This window comes from Leisingera sp. ABD4_442 (assembly GCF_056160905.1).
This window is the reverse complement of record NZ_JBSWYB010000032.1, coordinates 1-15,930: the sequence shown is the minus strand read 5'-3', so window position 1 is coordinate 15,930 and position 15,930 is coordinate 1. Positions and strand designations below refer to the sequence as shown.

The following is a 15,930-nucleotide window of genomic DNA, read 5'->3' as shown; positions in this document are numbered from 1 at the left end:
GCCGTCCGGAAACCGGGGACCTTGGACTATGCCCAGCGGATATCTTGTCCAGCTTGGAGACGGCTCGCTCGATCACGGCGATACGATTACGTCCACTTATTCCTCTTTCACCACCGACCAGAACCTGGGCGCCGGAAGCTGGAGCTGGACCGGCACCCACAGCGGCACGCCTTACACGAACGAGGTCGAAACCGGGGTCTACTACCTGGCCGCTGATGGCAATGTCTATTTCGTGCCGGATCTGGGCCCGCCGGATTCCGTCAGTTCCGCCACCGCGGATAACCCGCCAGCCTATACAGACACCGACGGTCCCGTGGAGGGCACCAGCGGAGCTGACAATATTGACAGCAGCTATACCGACAGCGATGGCGACCAGATCGACAACGGCAGCGGCGGCGGTGCATCCGGCAATCAGGACACGGTGGAGGCAGGCGCCGGCAACGACACTGTTGATGCCGGTGCGGACAACGACATGGTGTTCGGCGGCGCAGGCGACGACAGCCTGGAGGGCGGCGCAGGCGCTGACACCATTTATGGCGACAGCAGCAGCGAAGCGGGCCTGACCGACTCTGATCAAAGCATCAATGCGTCAAATGTCACCGACACCAGCAGCGGCTTCACGGTGACCGCCAAGGACATTTCCGGCAACGCCAGCGCCGCCAATATTGACTACTACGACGGCGGTTTCGGGGTTGCGGGTGCGATTTCGGATACTGACAGCGGCAACGTCTATGAGCAGATCGGCTATGACAAGGCCTCCGGCATCTCCGAAGAGCTGATCGTCGATTTCGACCAGGACACCGAAGACGCCAGCTTCTCCTTCAAGCATCTCTATACCGATGGTTTCGGCGAAGAGGGGCATTGGGCGATCTACAAGGATGGCGTGCTGGTCGCCCAGGGCGATTTTACCGAGGACACCGCGGGCAGCGGCATCGGAACTGTCGACATCAACGGCTATGGCCCCTTTGACCAACTGGTGTTGTCCGCCAACCTGCAGACCGATGGCACCGACGGCTCTGACTATATGGTCACCGACATCACCTTCACGGTGCCGCCGGAAACGCCCTCCGATGGCAATGACAGCATTTCAGGCGGTGCTGGAGATGATGTGATCTATGGCCAGGGCGGCGACGACACGCTGGACGGCGGCAGCGGTGCCGACACGCTGGATGGCGGCGCTGGGGATGACAGCATCACCGCGGGTGAGGGCGATTCCGCCAGCGGCGGCGATGGTGATGACTATTTCACAATCGCGCCGGACGAGACCTTCATCACCGGCGATATCACCATCACTGGCGGCGACGATGGCGAAACCGCCGGTGACACGCTTGATTTCAACGGCCAGCTCGACACCGGCACGCTGAACATTACTGACAACACCGGTGGCAGCCTGACCGGCACAGCCAAGCTGCTGGACGGCAGCACCGTGCATTTCTCCGGCATCGAGACCATCATCTGTTTCACCAGCGGCACCCGTATCGCCACCGCCGCTGGTCTGCGCGCCATTGAGACCCTGCGCCCGGGTGATCAGGTGATGACGCGGGACAACGGGCTGCAGCCCGTGCGCTGGATCAGCCAGTCAACGGTGCCCGCTGCGGGAAATCTGGCCCCCATCCGCATCAAGGCGGGCCAATTCGGGGCGGAGCGCGACCTTCTGGTCTCGCCGCAGCACCGGATGCTTTTCACCGGCCCTCAGGCCAGCCTGCTGTTCGGTGACCGCGAGGTTTTGGTCTCAGCGGTGCATATGCTGAACGACCGCTCCATCCGGCGCGAGCCGGGCGGAATGGTCACCTATGTGCATGTGCTGTTTGACCAGCATGAGATCATCTATGCCGAAGGCGCCGCCACCGAGAGCTTTCATCCCGGTGTTCAGGCGGTTTCAGCCCTGGAGGGTACCGTGCGCGAAGAGTTGTTCCGCATCATGCCAGATCTGCGCTGGCACAACGGCGAAGGCGGCAAAACTGCCCGCCTGTGCGCCGTGCGCCATGAGGCCGCGCTGCTGAGGCCGCAAACCCCGCCGGATCAATAAAGCCCGCCGGAGCTGATGGTGCCAAAGGTTGCCTTGGGCCCCAGCACTGCGGTGCCGCCGCTGGAGGTGGTAACCTGACGGCCCGATTCCTGCACCTCTTCGATCAGCGGCAGGTTTGATCCCATGGCAAAACCGCCATCGTAGGTCAGACCAAAGATCGGCTCGAACCCGTCGCGGAAATATTCCGCGACCACATAGGCGCCAGAGGCGTCGTTGGGCAGGCGCGCGCCGGTGTAACGGTCGATTTTGATGAAATGACCGCCCTCGGGCACCTCAAACGGGCCGCCGCCGAATTTCTCGGTCGCCTTCTTCATGAATTGCTGGAACACCGGCCCGCACATGGTGCCGCCATAGGCGCCGCGGCCCATCGGGCGCGGCTGGTCAAAACCCATGTAGCATCCCGCCACGATGTTGGAGGTGAAACCGACGAACCAGACATCGCGGGAATCGTTGGTGGTGCCGGTCTTGCCCGCGGTGGGAACCGGCAGGTTGATCACGCTCGACGCGGTGCCGCGGTCCACCACGCCCTTCATCATCGAGGTGAGCTGATAGGCAGTGATCGGGTCCATCACCTGCTCGCGGTCGGTGACAATGCGCGGCGCCTGGCCAGGGGCCAGCGCAGGGTCGGCACAGTCGACACAGTCACGGTCGTCGTGGCGGTAGATGGTCTTGCCAAAGCGGTCCTGCACCCGGTCCACCAGTGTCGGCTGCACCCGCTCGCCGCCGTTGGCAAACATCGCATAGGCCGCCACCATCTTATAGAGCGTGGTTTCCTCTGCCCCCAGCGAGTTAGCCAGGAACGGCCCCATGTTGTCATAGACGCCAAAGCGTTCTGCATATCCCGCCACCACCGGCATCCCGACCTCCTGCGCCAGGCGGATGGTCATCAGGTTCCGCGACTGTTCAATACCCGTGCGCAGCGGTGTCGGGCCATAAAACTTGTTGGAGGAGTTCTTGGGCCGCCACAGCCCCTGCGGTGTGTTGATCTCAATCGGGGCGTCGACCACGATGGTCGCCGGGCTGTAGCCGCTGTCCAGCGCCGCCGCATAGACAAACGGCTTAAAACTGGAGCCCGGCTGGCGCAGCGCCTGGGTGGCGCGGTTGAACACCGAATGCTGGTAGGAAAAGCCCCCCTGCATCGCCAGAACCCTGCCGGTGTTCACGTCCATCGCGACAAAGCCGCCCTGCACTTCCGGCACCTGCCGCAGCGACCAGTGGCTGAATTCACCGTTCTTTTCTTCGGCCCGTACCAGCACCACGTCGCCGCGGCTGATGTTGTCCTTGAAGCTGCCCTTCATCCACTTAATGTCGGAACGCGGCACGGTGCCGGTGCCCTCAGCACCTTCAACCCCCACGGTCAGGGACTGGTCGCCCACCTCCAACGCAACCGCCGGATACCACTTGCCGCCCAGATCAATGTCGCGGGACACCTCGGCCGACGCCAGCGCTGTGCGCCAGGCGGCCTCATCCGTCAGCTGTGCCTCCTCCAGCGTAACACCGGTGCCGCGCCAGATCCCGCGGGAGCGGTCGTATTTCTGCAAGCCGCCGCGCATCGCCAGCGCCGCCTCGGCCTGCATTTCGTGGTCGATGGTTGCGCGCACGGTAAAGCCGCCGGTGAAGAACTCGCCCTCGCCGAAATCCTCGGTCAGCTGGCGGCGGATCTCGTCCGTGAAATAGTCGCGTGGCGGCAGTGCGGTGCGGAAACCCTCGAAATCGCCATTCTGGACGGAGCGCAGCGGCTGCGCCACCTCGACCTCATAGACGTCCTTGGAGATATAGCCATTCTCGCGCATCTCACGCAGCACGTAGTTGCGCCGCGCCAGCAGACGCTCCTTCTGGCGCACCGGGTGATAATCCGACGGCGCCTTGGGCATCGAGGCCAGCGTCGCCGCCTCATGCGGTTCCAGCTCACCCAAGGTCTTGTTGAAATAGGTCTGCGCCGCCGCCGTCACACCATAGGAGTTCTGCCCCAGGAAGATCTCGTTCAGATACAGCTCCAGGATCCGCTCCTTGTCGAGCGTCTCCTCCAGCCGTGTGGCCAGGATGATCTCCTTGATCTTGCGCTCTGCCCGGCGGTCGCCGGACAAGAGGAAGTTCTTCATCACCTGCTGGGTGATGGTCGAGGCGCCGCGCACGTTCCGGCCGCGCGACCGCACTGCCTCGATCGCCGCCGCAGCGATGCCGCGTGCGTCATAGCCTGCGTGGCTGTAGAAATTCTTGTCCTCTGCCGAGATGAAGGCCTGTTTCACCAGATCCGGGATTTCCGCCGACGGGGTAAACAGGCGGCGTTCCTTGGCAAACTCGTCGATCAGATGCCCCTCGCCCGAATAGATCCGGCTGATCGTAGGCGGCTGATACTGGGCCAGCGATTCATGGCTCGGCAGGTCGCGCCCGTAGATCCAGAACACCGCCCCGATGGTCAGTGCCACCATCGCCACCCCAAGGGTGATGGTGCTGAAGATGGAACCGAAGAAGGAGAGTATGAACCTGAGCACGGGTTTGGCCTTTCTCGCGAGGTGCCGCCTATATAGGCGCGGCAATCCCCGGGGTCAAAACAGGAAACAGCGGATCTATGCCGGGAAAGATGGGAGAATCCTATCACATTTCCCCGCCTGATGCGGCGTCTTACGCAGCGGGACCGCCATGGGCGTGGTCACAAAACTGGCATTGCTGCAGCACCAGCCCGGCCGCGCTGTGCTCCAGCACCGTAAGCGCAGGTGCCTCTGCCGCGGGCCGGAAGCTGCTCCAATCCCACTCCGGGCGCGGCGGCGGCGCCTGATACAGCACCGATTTTGCCGTGGTGAAGGGGATACCCCGCGCGGTGCCGGAACACGGCCGGTGCACATGGCCCGCCAGCAAGTGCAGCACATTGGGATAATCCGCCAGCAGGTCCAGCAGCGCATCCCCGTTCTGCAAATTATCCGGATCCAGCATCGGCAGGCCCAGCTTCAGCGGCGGGTGATGCAAGGCAGCAATAACCGGCTGGCCGTCCAAAGCATCCAGCTCTGCCTTCAGCCAGTCCAGCCGCTCAGCGCATAATAGTCCTGCGTCTTCTCCGGGGATCAGCGTATCCAGGCCCAAAACGCAAAGCCCGGCAAAATCCGCCCGGTACTGGACAAAGCCTGCCATCGCAGATCCTGGCAGCGGCAGCACCTCCCGCAGGGCGTCGCGGTCGTCGTGGTTGCCGGCCAGGGGCAGAACCGGCATTGGCAATTGGTTAAGAAACCCCTGCAACGCCCTGTAATTCTGAACAGTTCCCGTTTCAACCAGATCACCGGTGATCAGGCAGGCTGCAGCGTCACTGTGACGTGCCGAGATATAATCAACCGCCGCCTGCAGCCTTGCTCGCGGATCATAGCCCAGCACCAGCCCCTCTGCCTCGAAATGCAGATCTGACATCCAGATCAGTTTCATTGCCTCCCCCTACTGCCGTACCAACGCGCGGCGGGCGTCGTCTTCGATGCGCCAGGCAATCAGCCCATCGAGGATGCCGCGCGCCGCCTTGGCCCGCCAGTCCGCGTCAACCAGGTTCTTCAGGTCCCGCTTGCTGGACAAAAAGCCGATCTCCACCAGAACCGAAGGAATATCCGCCGACTTCAGCACCGAAAACCCGGCAGAGCGCAGCGGCCGGTTGTTGATCGGCCGGCCCTGTTCACGCAATCCCTTGATAAGCGCCGCCGCCAGCGCGTCGCTGCGCGGCTGGGTTTCCTGCCGGGCCAGGTCCAGCATCACAGCCGTCACCCCGTCGTCCGCCTGGCTGAGATCGGTGCCGGACAAGAGATCACCGCGCAGATGCCGCTCCGCCAGCTTGGCTGAGGCCACGTCCGAGGCCTCCTTGGAGAGCGTGTAAACGGTCGAGCCATGCGCCCGGCCTTCGGAAATCGTATCCGCATGCAGCGAGATGAACACATCTGCTCCCGCCTGATGCGCCAGCGCGATGCGGCGCTCCAGCGACACAAAGTAATCGTCATCGCGGGTCAGCTGAACGGTGAATTGCCCCGACCGGATCAGCACCTCGCCCAGCTCCCGCGCGAACTGCAGCATCAGGTGTTTCTCAACCACATGGCCGCTGTGGTGATCCCGTTCGGCGCCCGGATCAATACCGCCATGGCCCGGGTCCAGCATCACCAGCAAAGGCGCGTTCTCGTCCCGCTCCCCGCGGCCCTGCACCGCCTCTGGCGCAGGCAAGTCCCAGCGCGGATCCTTCGGAGCGCCTGCCTTGGCGGCAAACTCCTCTGCCGTGGCAGGCTGCAGCGACACCATCAGCCGGGCCGCAGCCGTCACCTGGTCCACCGTCATCGCGGCTTCGGACACTTTCATTGGCTTCGCAAGCTCCAGCACCAGCCGCGACCAGCCCGGGACATAGGTGCCGAATTGCGCCGCGGAGACCTGTTCCCCCTGCAACAGCGCCTCCGGCGTCAGACCGGTCCAGTCCACCTCCTGAAAATCCAGCACCAGCCGCGGCGGCCCGTCCAATGTGAACAGCCGGAACGGCACGCCCTGACTGAGGCCCAGGGAAACCTCAGCCCCCTGCCAGGCATCCGTCACCCGGCTGGTTTCCGGGTCGATCCGGGCCAGGCCGCTGAACCCCTGCGCCCAGGCGCCTGCGGCCAGCATCCAGATCAGTGCGGTAAGTTTGAACAGTCTGCCCATGCCACGCCTCTTGGTCTTTTGGCGGGCAGACTAGGCAATTACGGCTGGATTGGAAATCCGCCTTCTGCGTTCAGCCGCGCTCCGCCATGAACCGGGTGAGCCGCGCCAGGCCTTCCTCGATATCCGCAGTTGACCGCGCATAAGAAAACCGCAGCGTGGTGGCGCCGCGGACGGGATCGAAGTCCAGTCCCGGCGTCACCGCAACCCCAGCCTTATCAAGGATTTCCGCGGCAAATCTGCGGCTGTCATTGGTCAGGTCCGACACATCGGCATAGACATAAAACGCCCCGTCCGGCGGCGCGATCCTGCTGAACCCGGCTTTCGGCAAACCATCCAGCATTAATTGGCGGTTTTTTGCGTAGACGGCCAGGTTTTGCCGCATCTCATCCTCGCTATCCATCGCCGCCAGCGCCGCTACCTGGCTTGCGTGCGGCGCACAGATGAACATGTTCTGAGCGATGCGTTCCACCACCCGCACATGATCCTCCGGCACCACCATCCAGCCCACCCGCCAGCCGGTCATTGAGAAAAACTTGGAGAAGGAGTTGATCACATAACACTCGTCGGTCAGCTCCAGCGCAGTAACCGCCTTCGCCTCGTATTCCAGCCCGTGATAAATCTCGTCGGAGATAAAGCTGGCGCCCTCGTCCCGTGCCGCGTCGATCAGCGCGCCCATCGCCGCGTGATCCAGCATCGTGCCGGTCGGATTGGCAGGTGAGGCCACCATCAGCCCGGCCAGGTCCTGCCCCTTGAGATCCGCCGCCACCGGCTGCAGCCGGTTCTCCGGTGCGGTCTGGATGTCCACCGGCACCAGCCCCAGCGCCTTCAAAATTTGCCGGTAAGAGGGGTAGCCCGGCGCACCGATGCCGACACGGTCGCCGCTGTCAAACAGCGCCGTGAAACTCAGCAGGAAGGCGCCGGAGGAGCCCGGCGTAACGATCACCCGCTCCGGGTTCAGATCGACGTTGTACCATTCCCCGTACAATTGCGCGATCCGCTTGCGCAGGGCTGGCAGACCCAAGGCAACTGTATAGCCCAAGGCATTGTTTTCCAGTGCATTCCCCAGCGCCTTCAACGCACCGGCCGGTGCCCCGGTCGACGGCTGGCCCACCTCCATGTGAATGATATGGCGGCCTGCCTCCTCAGCCTTGCGGGCAGCCTCCATCACATCCATCACAATGAAGGGATCGACCTCGGACCGGGTTGAGTTTCGCATGCTTATCTCCCAATGTGCGCGCATGAGTTTTGACCGTTTCTTCCGGCTGGCGTCAATCCCGGCTCTTTTGCTTTGCGCGCTGATTCAGATAGCCTCAGCGGCGCAGGCTGCGTCGATCTCGCTGCTGCGCGATCCGGACATTGAACACGGGCTGAACCGCCTGGCGGCGCCAGTGCTGCGCGCTGCGGGGCTGAATGCGAACCGGGTGCGGATCCTTCTGGTCAATGACTCGTCCTTCAATGCCTTCGTTGTGGATTCGCGAACGATTTTCGTGCATTACGGACTGATCCTAAAGGTCACCAGCCCGGAAATGCTGCAAGCGGTGATCGCCCATGAGGCCGCCCATATCACCAACGGCCATCTGGCGCGGCGGATGCAGAATCTGCGCTCTGCCAACAGTGCCGCGGGGCTGGGCCTGGCACTAGCCGCACTTGCCGCGGCAGCCGGCGGCGGAGATGCGGCGGCCGGCATTGCCATCGGCACCCAGAACTCCGCGTTGCGCAGCTTTCTGGCACATACCCGGGCCGAGGAAAGCTCTGCCGACCGCTCCGCAGCCGATTATCTGAACCGCGCAGGCATCAGCCCGCAGGGGCTGGTCGACCTTCACCGCGCCTTTGCCGGCCAGGAGGTTCTCAGCGCCGCCAGCCAGGCCCCCTACACCCGCTCCCACCCCTTGAGCCGCGACCGCATCCGCGCGGCCAAGGCCTATCTGGCAGCCCACGGCGACAAGGGCGCAGCCAGCCAGGAAGCGCAATACTGGTTCGCCCGCGTCCGCGGCAAACTGTCGGCCTTCACCCGCGCCCCGAAATGGACCCTGCGCCGGGTGCGTGAAGAACAGTTCAAAGACGTCCGCCTGATGCGCGAGGCTGCGGCTTATCACAGGCAGAACAGCCTGAAGAAGGCGATCAGGGCGATGAACGGCGCGCTCGCAATCCGGCCATCCGATCCGTTCTACCACGAGATGAAGGGCCAGATCCTGATCGAGAACCGCCAATGGAGCGCTGCCCTGGCGGCCTATGCCACCGCGGTCAAGCTGGCCCCCAGGGATCCCTTGATCCTGACCGGCTACGGCCGCGCCCAGCTGGCGGCCGGCCAGCCCAAGGCAGCTCTCAAGTCCATGGAGAAGGCCCGCGCCATCGATTTCCGCAACACGGTGCTGCTGCGCGACATGTCGCTGGCCTATGCCAAAACCGGCCAGCGCGGCATGGCAGCGCTGGTCACCGCCGAACGATATGCCTTGCAAGGACGTCTGCGGGACGCCGGCATTCATGCCAAACGGGCCGTCGCTTTGCTGCCTGCAGGAACTGCCGCTGCGCGGCGGGCACAGGACGTGCTGACAGCCTATGAAAAAGCTCAAAAGAGGAAGAGACGAAAATGACCCTTTTCACCCGCACAGCCGCCGCGGCGGCCACAGCGCTCGCCCTGCTGGGCGCCCCGGCCCAGGCCTTTGACGCCAGCGCGATGACGGAGGCTGAGCGCGAGGCCTTTGGCGAAGAAGTCCGCAACTACATCCTGGCCAATCCGGAACTGATCCTGGAAGCCGTTGACCTGCTGGAACAGCGCCAGCAGCAGGCCGAAGCCGCGCGCGACGACGTGCTGGTCGCCGACAATATGGAGGAGCTGGTGAATGATGGCTATTCCTGGGTCGGCGGCAACCCGGATGGCGACATCACCCTGGTCGAGTTCATGGACTACCGCTGCGGCTACTGCCGCCGCGCCGCACCCGAAGTCGCCAAACTGCTGGAAAGCGATGGCAACATCCGCCTGGTGATCAAGGAATTCCCGATCCTGGGCGAGGCGTCGGTTCTGTCATCGCGTTTTGCCGTAGCCACCAAACACGTGGCCGGTGCTGACGCCTATAAGCAAGTGCATGACGCGCTGATCGACTTCGGCGCCGAGCCGAACGAGGTTGCGCTGCGCCGCCTGGCCGATGGCCTTTCGCTGGATGCAGAGGCGATCTTTGCCAAGATGGACAGCGAAGAGGTCACTGCCGAGCTGCGCCAGACCCGCGCGCTAGCGCAGAAAATGGCCATCTCCGGCACCCCGACCTTTGTGCTGGGCAATGAATTGCTGCGCGGTTACCTGCCTGCCGACCAGATGGAGATCATGGTGGCGGAGATCCGCGAGCAGCAGAGCTGATCGGTTAAGCTGAACCGGCAGGACCGGGGCGCTGCCCCGGACCCCGGAGTATTTCTGGAAAGATGAAACGGCTGGAGTATTACTCCGCCGCTTCCTGGGCCGCCTCGATCTGCGCGGCCTTTTTCTCGACCTCCTCGACGATGTGGTCGACCATCTGTTCGTTGGACATCTTGTGGCTGGCCTTGCCGGCCAGATAGACCATGCCGGAGCCCGCGCCGCCGCCAGTGAAGCCGACATCGGTCATCAGCGCCTCGCCCGGGCCGTTCACAACGCAGCCGATAATGCTGAGACTCATCGGGGTCTTAACGTGCTCCAGGCGCTTCTCCAGGGTTTCTACCGTCTTGATCACATCAAACCCCTGACGCGCGCAACTGGGGCAGGAGATGATATTGACGCCGCGGTGGCGCAGGCCAAGGGATTTGAGGATCTCAAACCCCACCTTCACCTCCTCCACCGGATCGGCAGAGAGGCTGACGCGCAACGTGTCGCCAATGCCCATCCACAACAGCTGTCCCAGGCCAATGGCAGATTTGATAGTGCCGGAAACAAAGCCGCCGGCTTCGGTCACGCCAAGATGAATGGGCGCGTCTGTGGCTTCCGCCAGCTGCTGATAAGCGGCAGCGGTCATGAAGACGTCGGAGGCTTTCACCGAGATCTTGAATTCATGAAAGTCATGATCCTGCAGGATGCGGATATGGTCGAGCCCGCTCTCCACCATCGCCTCCGGGCAGGGCTCGCCGTATTTGTCCAAGAGGTGCTTTTCCAAGGAGCCGGCATTCACCCCGATCCGGATTGAGCAATTGTGGTCGCGCGCTGCCTTGATCACCTCGGCCACACGGTTTTCATCACCGATGTTGCCCGGGTTGATGCGCAGGCAGGCCGCTCCTGCCTCTGCCGCCTCAATCCCGCGCTTATAGTGGAAATGGATGTCGGCGACGATTGGCACCGGGCTTTCGCGCACGATTTCCTTCAACGCTTTGGACGAGGCCTCATCCGGCACCGAGATCCGCACCAGATCAGCCCCGGCCTCAGCCGCGGCCTGGACCTGCGCCACCGTCGCCGCCACATCGGTGGTCAGCGTGTTGGTCATGGTCTGCACCGCAATCGGGGCATCACCGCCGACGGGCACGTTGCCCACATGGATCTGGCGGCTTTTGCGGCGCTCGATATGGCGCCAGGGGCGGATGTGATTGATCGACATTGCGGCATGTGTCCCGGCTGGATCCTGTTACCGCCTAGATACGTGCTGACGCCCGGCGCTGCAATGGCGGCACCGGGCGTCTTGCGGGAATTCCTGAAGATCCGTTTACTGCGACGCCGGCTGGGCCGCTTGCAGCTCAGCTACCAAGGTCGCCAGTGCCTCGTTGCGCCCGTCAGTCAGGTCTGCCAGTTCAAACCGGCCGGTGATGGCATCCATCGACAGCTCGATATTCTTGGACACCTGGCCGCGCTCGCCCACCGGGCCGAAATGCTCGCCGTTGACGGCAAAATAGATGGCGCTGCTTTCCCCGGTGCGCAGCTTTGGCGCATCCTCCGTCAGAGGCACCTCGAAACGCTGGCCCGCATCCATGATGGTTTCCAGGATCACGCTGCCATCGGCAGCCGTGACCTGCACCCAGGAGGGGCGCACCGCCACCATTTCCACACCCGGTTTGATTTCCGCCACGACCTGCGGAACCGGTTGCGACAACGCATCCTGCTCATAGGAAATGCTGGCCTCCGCCAGGGCGACGCTCGGCAGTTCCGGCGCCGCGAAGTTTCCAAGCGTGGAAGGGTCCAGTGTCGAAATCGGCGCATCGCGCGCGACCAGCACCGGCACGTCCAGCGCCTGCGGCCGGTATAGCCGGTCCAGCGCTTCAGCCGCGGGATCCTGGGCGCCTTCGGCAACTTCCAGCACGGCACTGCTGAGCGGGTCCAGGTCCGCCAGCACTGCCGGGGTCTGATCCACCGGTGCAAACTGCACCTGCTGCACCTCTTTCAGCACCGCCCAGCCGCCATAGGTAATGCCGCCGATCAGCCCGGCCAGCACCATCAGAGACCCAACCGCGCGCGGCTCAATCTGGCTGAGGAAACTGCTGGGGGCCGGGATAAAGGGGGTATTGGGCGAGGCAAAGGCATCGCCGCCCAGGCCCTTGGACGCGGCGGCAGGCGCGCCGCCGGACTTGCTGCGGCTGGAGGCCTCGGCGGACATGCCATGCGCCACGGCAAAACCGCTTTCCTTGCAGAAATCCTGGAACGCCTGTTCCGCATCCATGTTCAGATAGCGGGCATAAGACCGCACATACCCGGCGATAAAGCCGGGCGTGTCAAAGGCGGTGGGGTCTGAATTTTCGATGGCAGCGATATAGGAGGCCTTGATCCGCAGCTCGCGCTGGACGTCGAGCAGCGATTTGCCCATTGTCGCCCGTTCGCCCCGCATAACGTCACCGAGCTTGAGTTCGAAGTCGTCAAAACCTTTCGGTTCCGCGACCTCTCCATGCTCTTCGTGCTTGCGCTGGGTGAAGCGCCCGATCATGCCTGCCGTCCCATCAATGCCTGCCGCAATCTACTGCTGAGCGGTGAAAGAATCACAGATGCGACTCAGATCCGCTCATTGATTGACAACAGCGTAACACACCTAAGGTAAATTTACACTGATCAGTATGTTACCCGGCAAGTTCGGCACGATTCAGCGCACAATGCGACCACAATGCGTCCATTGCATGAACCAGCGCGTCGATCTCCTTGGGGCCGTGCACCGGCGAGGGCGTGAACCGCAGCCGCTCTGTCCCGCGGGGCACAGTCGGGAAATTGATCGGCTGGACGTAGATGCCGTAATCTTCCAGCAGGTGATCGGACAGCACCTTGGTGTGAACGGGGTTGCCGACGATTACCGGCACGATGTGGCTGCCGTGGTCGATGATCGGCAGGCCAAGACCCTTCAGGCGCAGTTTCAGCACCTTGGCCTGGTCCTGATGCTTGTCGCGCAGCTCCTGCGCGCCTTTCAGATATGCCACCGAGGCCGCCGCCCCTGCCGCCACCGACGGCGCCAGCGAGGTGGTGAAGATGAAACCCGGCGCATAAGAGCGGATCGCATCGCACATCTTGGCCGAGGCCGCGATGTAGCCGCCCATCACGCCATAGGCCTTGGCGAGCGTGCCGTTGATGATGTCGATGCGGTGGGCCAGACGGTCCCGCTCAGTCACGCCGCCGCCGCGGGGGCCGTACATGCCAACCGCATGGACCTCGTCGATATAGGTCAGCGCGCCGAATTCATCCGCCAGGTCGCAGATCTCGGCGATGGGGCCGAAATCGCCGTCCATCGAATAAACCGATTCAAAGGCAATCAGCTTGGGCGCCTTGGGATCGTCCGCCTCCAGCAGCTCGCGCAGATGCGCCACATCGTTGTGGCGGAAGATGCGCTTGGCCCCGCCATTGCGGCGCACGCCTTCGATCATCGAGGCGTGATTCAGCGCGTCGGAATAAATGATCAGTCCCGGGAACAGCTTGGGCAGCGTGCTCAGCGTCGCATCATTGGCGATATAAGCCGAGGTGAACAGCAGCGAAGCTTCCTTGCCGTGCAAATCGGCCAGTTCGGCCTCCAGCTGCTTGTGATAGACCGTGGTGCCCGAGATATTGCGGGTGCCGCCCGATCCTGCGCCGGTCGAGTCGATGGCATCATGCATCGCCTCCAGCACAACCGGGTGCTGGCCCATGCCCAGATAGTCGTTGCCGCACCAGACAGTGATATCCTGCTGGCGGCCATCCGGCCGGGTCCAGACCGCATGCGGGAAATGGCCCTTCTTGCGCTCGATGTCGATGAAGGTCCGGTAACGGCCCTCGTCGTGAAGGCTGGCAATCGCTGCGTCCAGTTTCGCGGTATAGTCCACCGGCATCTCCATAGCTAATTGTGCTCCGGCTGAGCACGCGGGCTGTGTAAAGGGCTCGGCCGTCCGGCGGTCAGACCACATTCACGTCCGGGAATGGTTACCGCAGGCGCCCCCTCCGATCAACTGCATACGCGCCGCCGGGGGTGCGCAACATTGATGCAGGTCAAATAAAACTTAAACAGAGGCCGGGCAAGGACAGCTGCGGCCAACCTGTGTCCGTTTGCGTCGTATCTGTTTCCCGGTTTTCCGAATAATGTGCAGGATCGGAAACCGCCGCAGCTGAAAATGCCATGGATTTCCAGCCCCGGGACCTCTGGCCCCTCCCTTACCGCGCTGTTAGGGTCCGCGGCAAAACGGCCTACCCTGGGCCTCCCCGACATACAGGAGAGCAAAATGGCACTGAATGACGTTCTGGACCGGATCGACGCAGAGCTAGACGCCGCGACAGAGCGGCTGATGGAACTGCTGCGCATCCAGTCGATTTCCACCGACCCTGCCTATAAGGCAGACTGCGACAAAGCCGCCGACTGGCTGGTCGCCGACCTGAACGCCATCGGCATCAAGGCGGAAAAGCGCACCACCCCAGGCCACCCGATGGTGGTCGGCCATGTGGGCGAGGAAAACACCGACGCCCCGCATGTGCTGTTCTACGGCCATTATGATGTTCAGCCGGTTGACCCGCTGAGCCTCTGGAACACGCCGCCGTTTGAGCCGCAGCTGGAGGAAACCCCAAACGGCACCGTGATCCGCGGCCGCGGCTCCTCGGACGACAAGGGCCAGCTGATGACCTTTGTCGAGGCCTGCCGCGCCTGGAAGGCCGTCAACGGCTCCCTGCCCTGCCGCATCACCTTCTTCTTCGAGGGCGAAGAAGAGAGCGGCTCCCCCTCGCTCATTCCCTTCATGGAGGCCAACGCAGAAGAACTGAAGGCCGACATCGCGCTGATCTGCGACACTTCGATGGTGTCGCGCGGGGTGCCGTCGATCTCCTCGCAACTGCGCGGCATGCTGAAGGATGAATTCACCGTGATCGGCCCGCGCATTGACCTGCACTCCGGCCACTACGGCGGCCCCGGCCTCAACCCATTGCGCGAACTCAGCCGCATCGTCGCCTCTTTCTATGACGAAGAGACCGGCAAGGTCGCCGTCGACGGCTTCTATGAAGGTGTGCATGAGGTGCCCGAGGACCAGCTGCGCCAGTGGGAAGGCTGCGGCTTTGACGAAAAGGACTACCTTGACAATGCGGGCTACACCCAGGCGCATGGCGAAAAGGACCGCTCGGTCCTGGAACAGCAATGGGCCCGCCCGACGCTGGAGGTGAACGGCCTTTGGGGCGGCTACAACGGCGCCGGCTCCAAGACCGTGATCCCGTCACAGGCGCATTGCAAGATCACCTGCCGCCTGGTCGGCGACATGGACCCTGACGCGCTGCGGGTAAAGATCCGCAAACACGTCGAGGCGCAGCTGAAACCCGACTGCAAGGTGGTCTGGGACAACGATCTCGAAGGCTCCAAGGCGTCAGTCATGGACATCAGCCGCCCCGAATTCACCGCCGCCCGCGCCGCGCTGTCGGACGAATGGCAGCGCGAGGCAGTGTTCTGCGGCATGGGCGGCTCGATCCCGATCGCGGGTTTCTTCAAGTCGATCCTCGGCATGGAATCGATGCTCGTCGGCTTTGCCAATGATGATGATGCCATCCACTCGCCGAACGAGAAATACGACCTGAAGAGCTTCCACAAGGGCATGCGCTCCTGGGCCCGCATCCTGGACGCACTGAGCGCGAAGTAATTCATTGGCGGGGCCTGCGAATAGCCCGCCCCGCCCTTGCCTTCCCGCCAAGAAAAATGCGCGTTCTCCCGCCCGTCATCGGGGCACTGATGCGCCCCTCTTCCCGTTGGGCATGGCGCCGCCAAAGGCGGCGCGGGGGGGGGGGGTGTAGGAGGGGAGGGAAAAAAAAGGGGGGGGGGGGGGTTGGGGCGAGGGACAAGGGGAGGGGGGAAGGAGAACGGGTAGCCACGAGACGGGGG

11 protein-coding genes are annotated in these 15,930 nt (G+C 63.3%); 4 read left to right on the top strand and 7 right to left on the bottom strand.

Annotated elements, in window-relative coordinates; genetic code table 11:
- Positions 1-28: 28 nt before the first annotated feature.
- Positions 29-2,029 (top strand): Hint domain-containing protein, encoded by a 2,001-nt coding sequence (locus tag ACXAHG_RS18570; RefSeq protein WP_475059728.1) that lies wholly within the window; start codon positions 29-31, stop codon positions 2,027-2,029.
- Here ACXAHG_RS18570 and ACXAHG_RS18565 read toward each other — a convergent pair.
- The 4 genes from ACXAHG_RS18565 to ACXAHG_RS18550 form a co-directional block, all read right to left on the bottom strand.
- A complete protein-coding gene (locus tag ACXAHG_RS18565; RefSeq protein ID WP_475059726.1) occupies positions 2,023-4,524 on the bottom strand; it encodes a penicillin-binding protein 1A in 2,502 nt (833 codons plus the stop codon). The two genes, ACXAHG_RS18570 and ACXAHG_RS18565, sit on opposite strands and share 7 nt — an antisense overlap.
- 130 nt (positions 4,525-4,654) lie before the next feature.
- Complete coding sequence (locus ACXAHG_RS18560; RefSeq protein WP_475059724.1) at positions 4,655-5,443, bottom strand: phosphodiesterase; 789 nt, start codon at positions 5,441-5,443, stop codon at positions 4,655-4,657.
- 9 nt (positions 5,444-5,452) lie between these two features.
- Entirely contained in the window at positions 5,453-6,682 is a 1,230-nt protein-coding gene (locus ACXAHG_RS18555) for an N-acetylmuramoyl-L-alanine amidase (protein WP_475059721.1), read from the bottom strand.
- A gap of 70 nt (positions 6,683-6,752) precedes the next feature.
- A complete protein-coding gene (locus ACXAHG_RS18550) occupies positions 6,753-7,898 on the bottom strand; it encodes a pyridoxal phosphate-dependent aminotransferase (RefSeq protein ID WP_475043822.1) in 1,146 nt (381 codons plus the stop codon).
- Here ACXAHG_RS18550 and ACXAHG_RS18545 point away from each other — a divergent pair.
- Both ACXAHG_RS18545 and ACXAHG_RS18540 read left to right on the top strand, forming a co-directional pair.
- Complete coding sequence (locus ACXAHG_RS18545; protein ID WP_475059719.1) at positions 7,897-9,276, top strand: M48 family metalloprotease; 1,380 nt, start codon at positions 7,897-7,899, stop codon at positions 9,274-9,276. The two genes, ACXAHG_RS18550 and ACXAHG_RS18545, sit on opposite strands and share 2 nt — an antisense overlap.
- On the top strand, positions 9,273-10,037 hold the full coding sequence (locus tag ACXAHG_RS18540; RefSeq protein WP_475059717.1) for a DsbA family protein: 765 nt from the start codon (positions 9,273-9,275) through the stop codon (positions 10,035-10,037). Before ACXAHG_RS18545 ends, ACXAHG_RS18540 begins: the two co-directional genes overlap by 4 nt.
- 79 nt (positions 10,038-10,116) lie before the next feature.
- Here the strand turns inward: ACXAHG_RS18540 and ispG are convergent, their stop codons facing one another.
- The 3 genes from ispG to hemA all read right to left on the bottom strand — a co-directional run bounded on the left by ispG (position 10,117) and on the right by hemA (position 13,918).
- On the bottom strand, positions 10,117-11,238 hold the full coding sequence (ispG, locus tag ACXAHG_RS18535; protein ID WP_475043828.1) for a flavodoxin-dependent (E)-4-hydroxy-3-methylbut-2-enyl-diphosphate synthase: 1,122 nt from the start codon (positions 11,236-11,238) through the stop codon (positions 10,117-10,119).
- Between the two features lie 105 nt (positions 11,239-11,343).
- Positions 11,344-12,552, bottom strand: coding sequence for a helix-turn-helix domain-containing protein (locus ACXAHG_RS18530; RefSeq protein WP_475043830.1), 1,209 nt, complete (start codon positions 12,550-12,552; stop codon positions 11,344-11,346).
- A 130-nt stretch (positions 12,553-12,682) separates the two neighbouring features.
- Positions 12,683-13,918, bottom strand: coding sequence for a 5-aminolevulinate synthase (gene hemA, locus ACXAHG_RS18525; protein WP_475059714.1), 1,236 nt, complete (start codon positions 13,916-13,918; stop codon positions 12,683-12,685).
- Between the two features lie 381 nt (positions 13,919-14,299).
- On the opposite strand from hemA, the gene ACXAHG_RS18520 reads away from it, so the two are divergent.
- Positions 14,300-15,691 (top strand): M20/M25/M40 family metallo-hydrolase, encoded by a 1,392-nt coding sequence (locus ACXAHG_RS18520; protein WP_475059712.1) that lies wholly within the window; start codon positions 14,300-14,302, stop codon positions 15,689-15,691.
- The last annotated feature ends 239 nt before the right edge of the window (positions 15,692-15,930 follow it).

Excerpts from the sequence above, each read along its gene's own strand:
- ACXAHG_RS18570 (WP_475059728.1), top strand. The coding sequence starts at position 29 with ATGCCCAGCGGATATCTTGTCCAGCTTGGAGACGGCTCGCTCGATCAC.
- ACXAHG_RS18560 (WP_475059724.1), bottom strand. The coding sequence starts at position 5,443 with ATGAAACTGATCTGGATGTCAGATCTGCATTTCGAGGCAGAGGGGCTG.
- ACXAHG_RS18555 (WP_475059721.1), bottom strand. The coding sequence starts at position 6,682 with ATGGGCAGACTGTTCAAACTTACCGCACTGATCTGGATGCTGGCCGCA.
- ACXAHG_RS18545 (WP_475059719.1), top strand. The coding sequence starts at position 7,897 with ATGCTTATCTCCCAATGTGCGCGCATGAGTTTTGACCGTTTCTTCCGG.
- ACXAHG_RS18550 (WP_475043822.1), bottom strand. The coding sequence starts at position 7,898 with ATGCGAAACTCAACCCGGTCCGAGGTCGATCCCTTCATTGTGATGGAT.
- ACXAHG_RS18540 (WP_475059717.1), top strand. The coding sequence starts at position 9,273 with ATGACCCTTTTCACCCGCACAGCCGCCGCGGCGGCCACAGCGCTCGCC.
- ispG (WP_475043828.1), bottom strand. The coding sequence starts at position 11,238 with ATGTCGATCAATCACATCCGCCCCTGGCGCCATATCGAGCGCCGCAAA.
- ACXAHG_RS18530 (WP_475043830.1), bottom strand. The coding sequence starts at position 12,552 with ATGATCGGGCGCTTCACCCAGCGCAAGCACGAAGAGCATGGAGAGGTC.
- hemA (WP_475059714.1), bottom strand. The coding sequence starts at position 13,918 with ATGGAGATGCCGGTGGACTATACCGCGAAACTGGACGCAGCGATTGCC.
- ACXAHG_RS18520 (WP_475059712.1), top strand. The coding sequence starts at position 14,300 with ATGGCACTGAATGACGTTCTGGACCGGATCGACGCAGAGCTAGACGCC.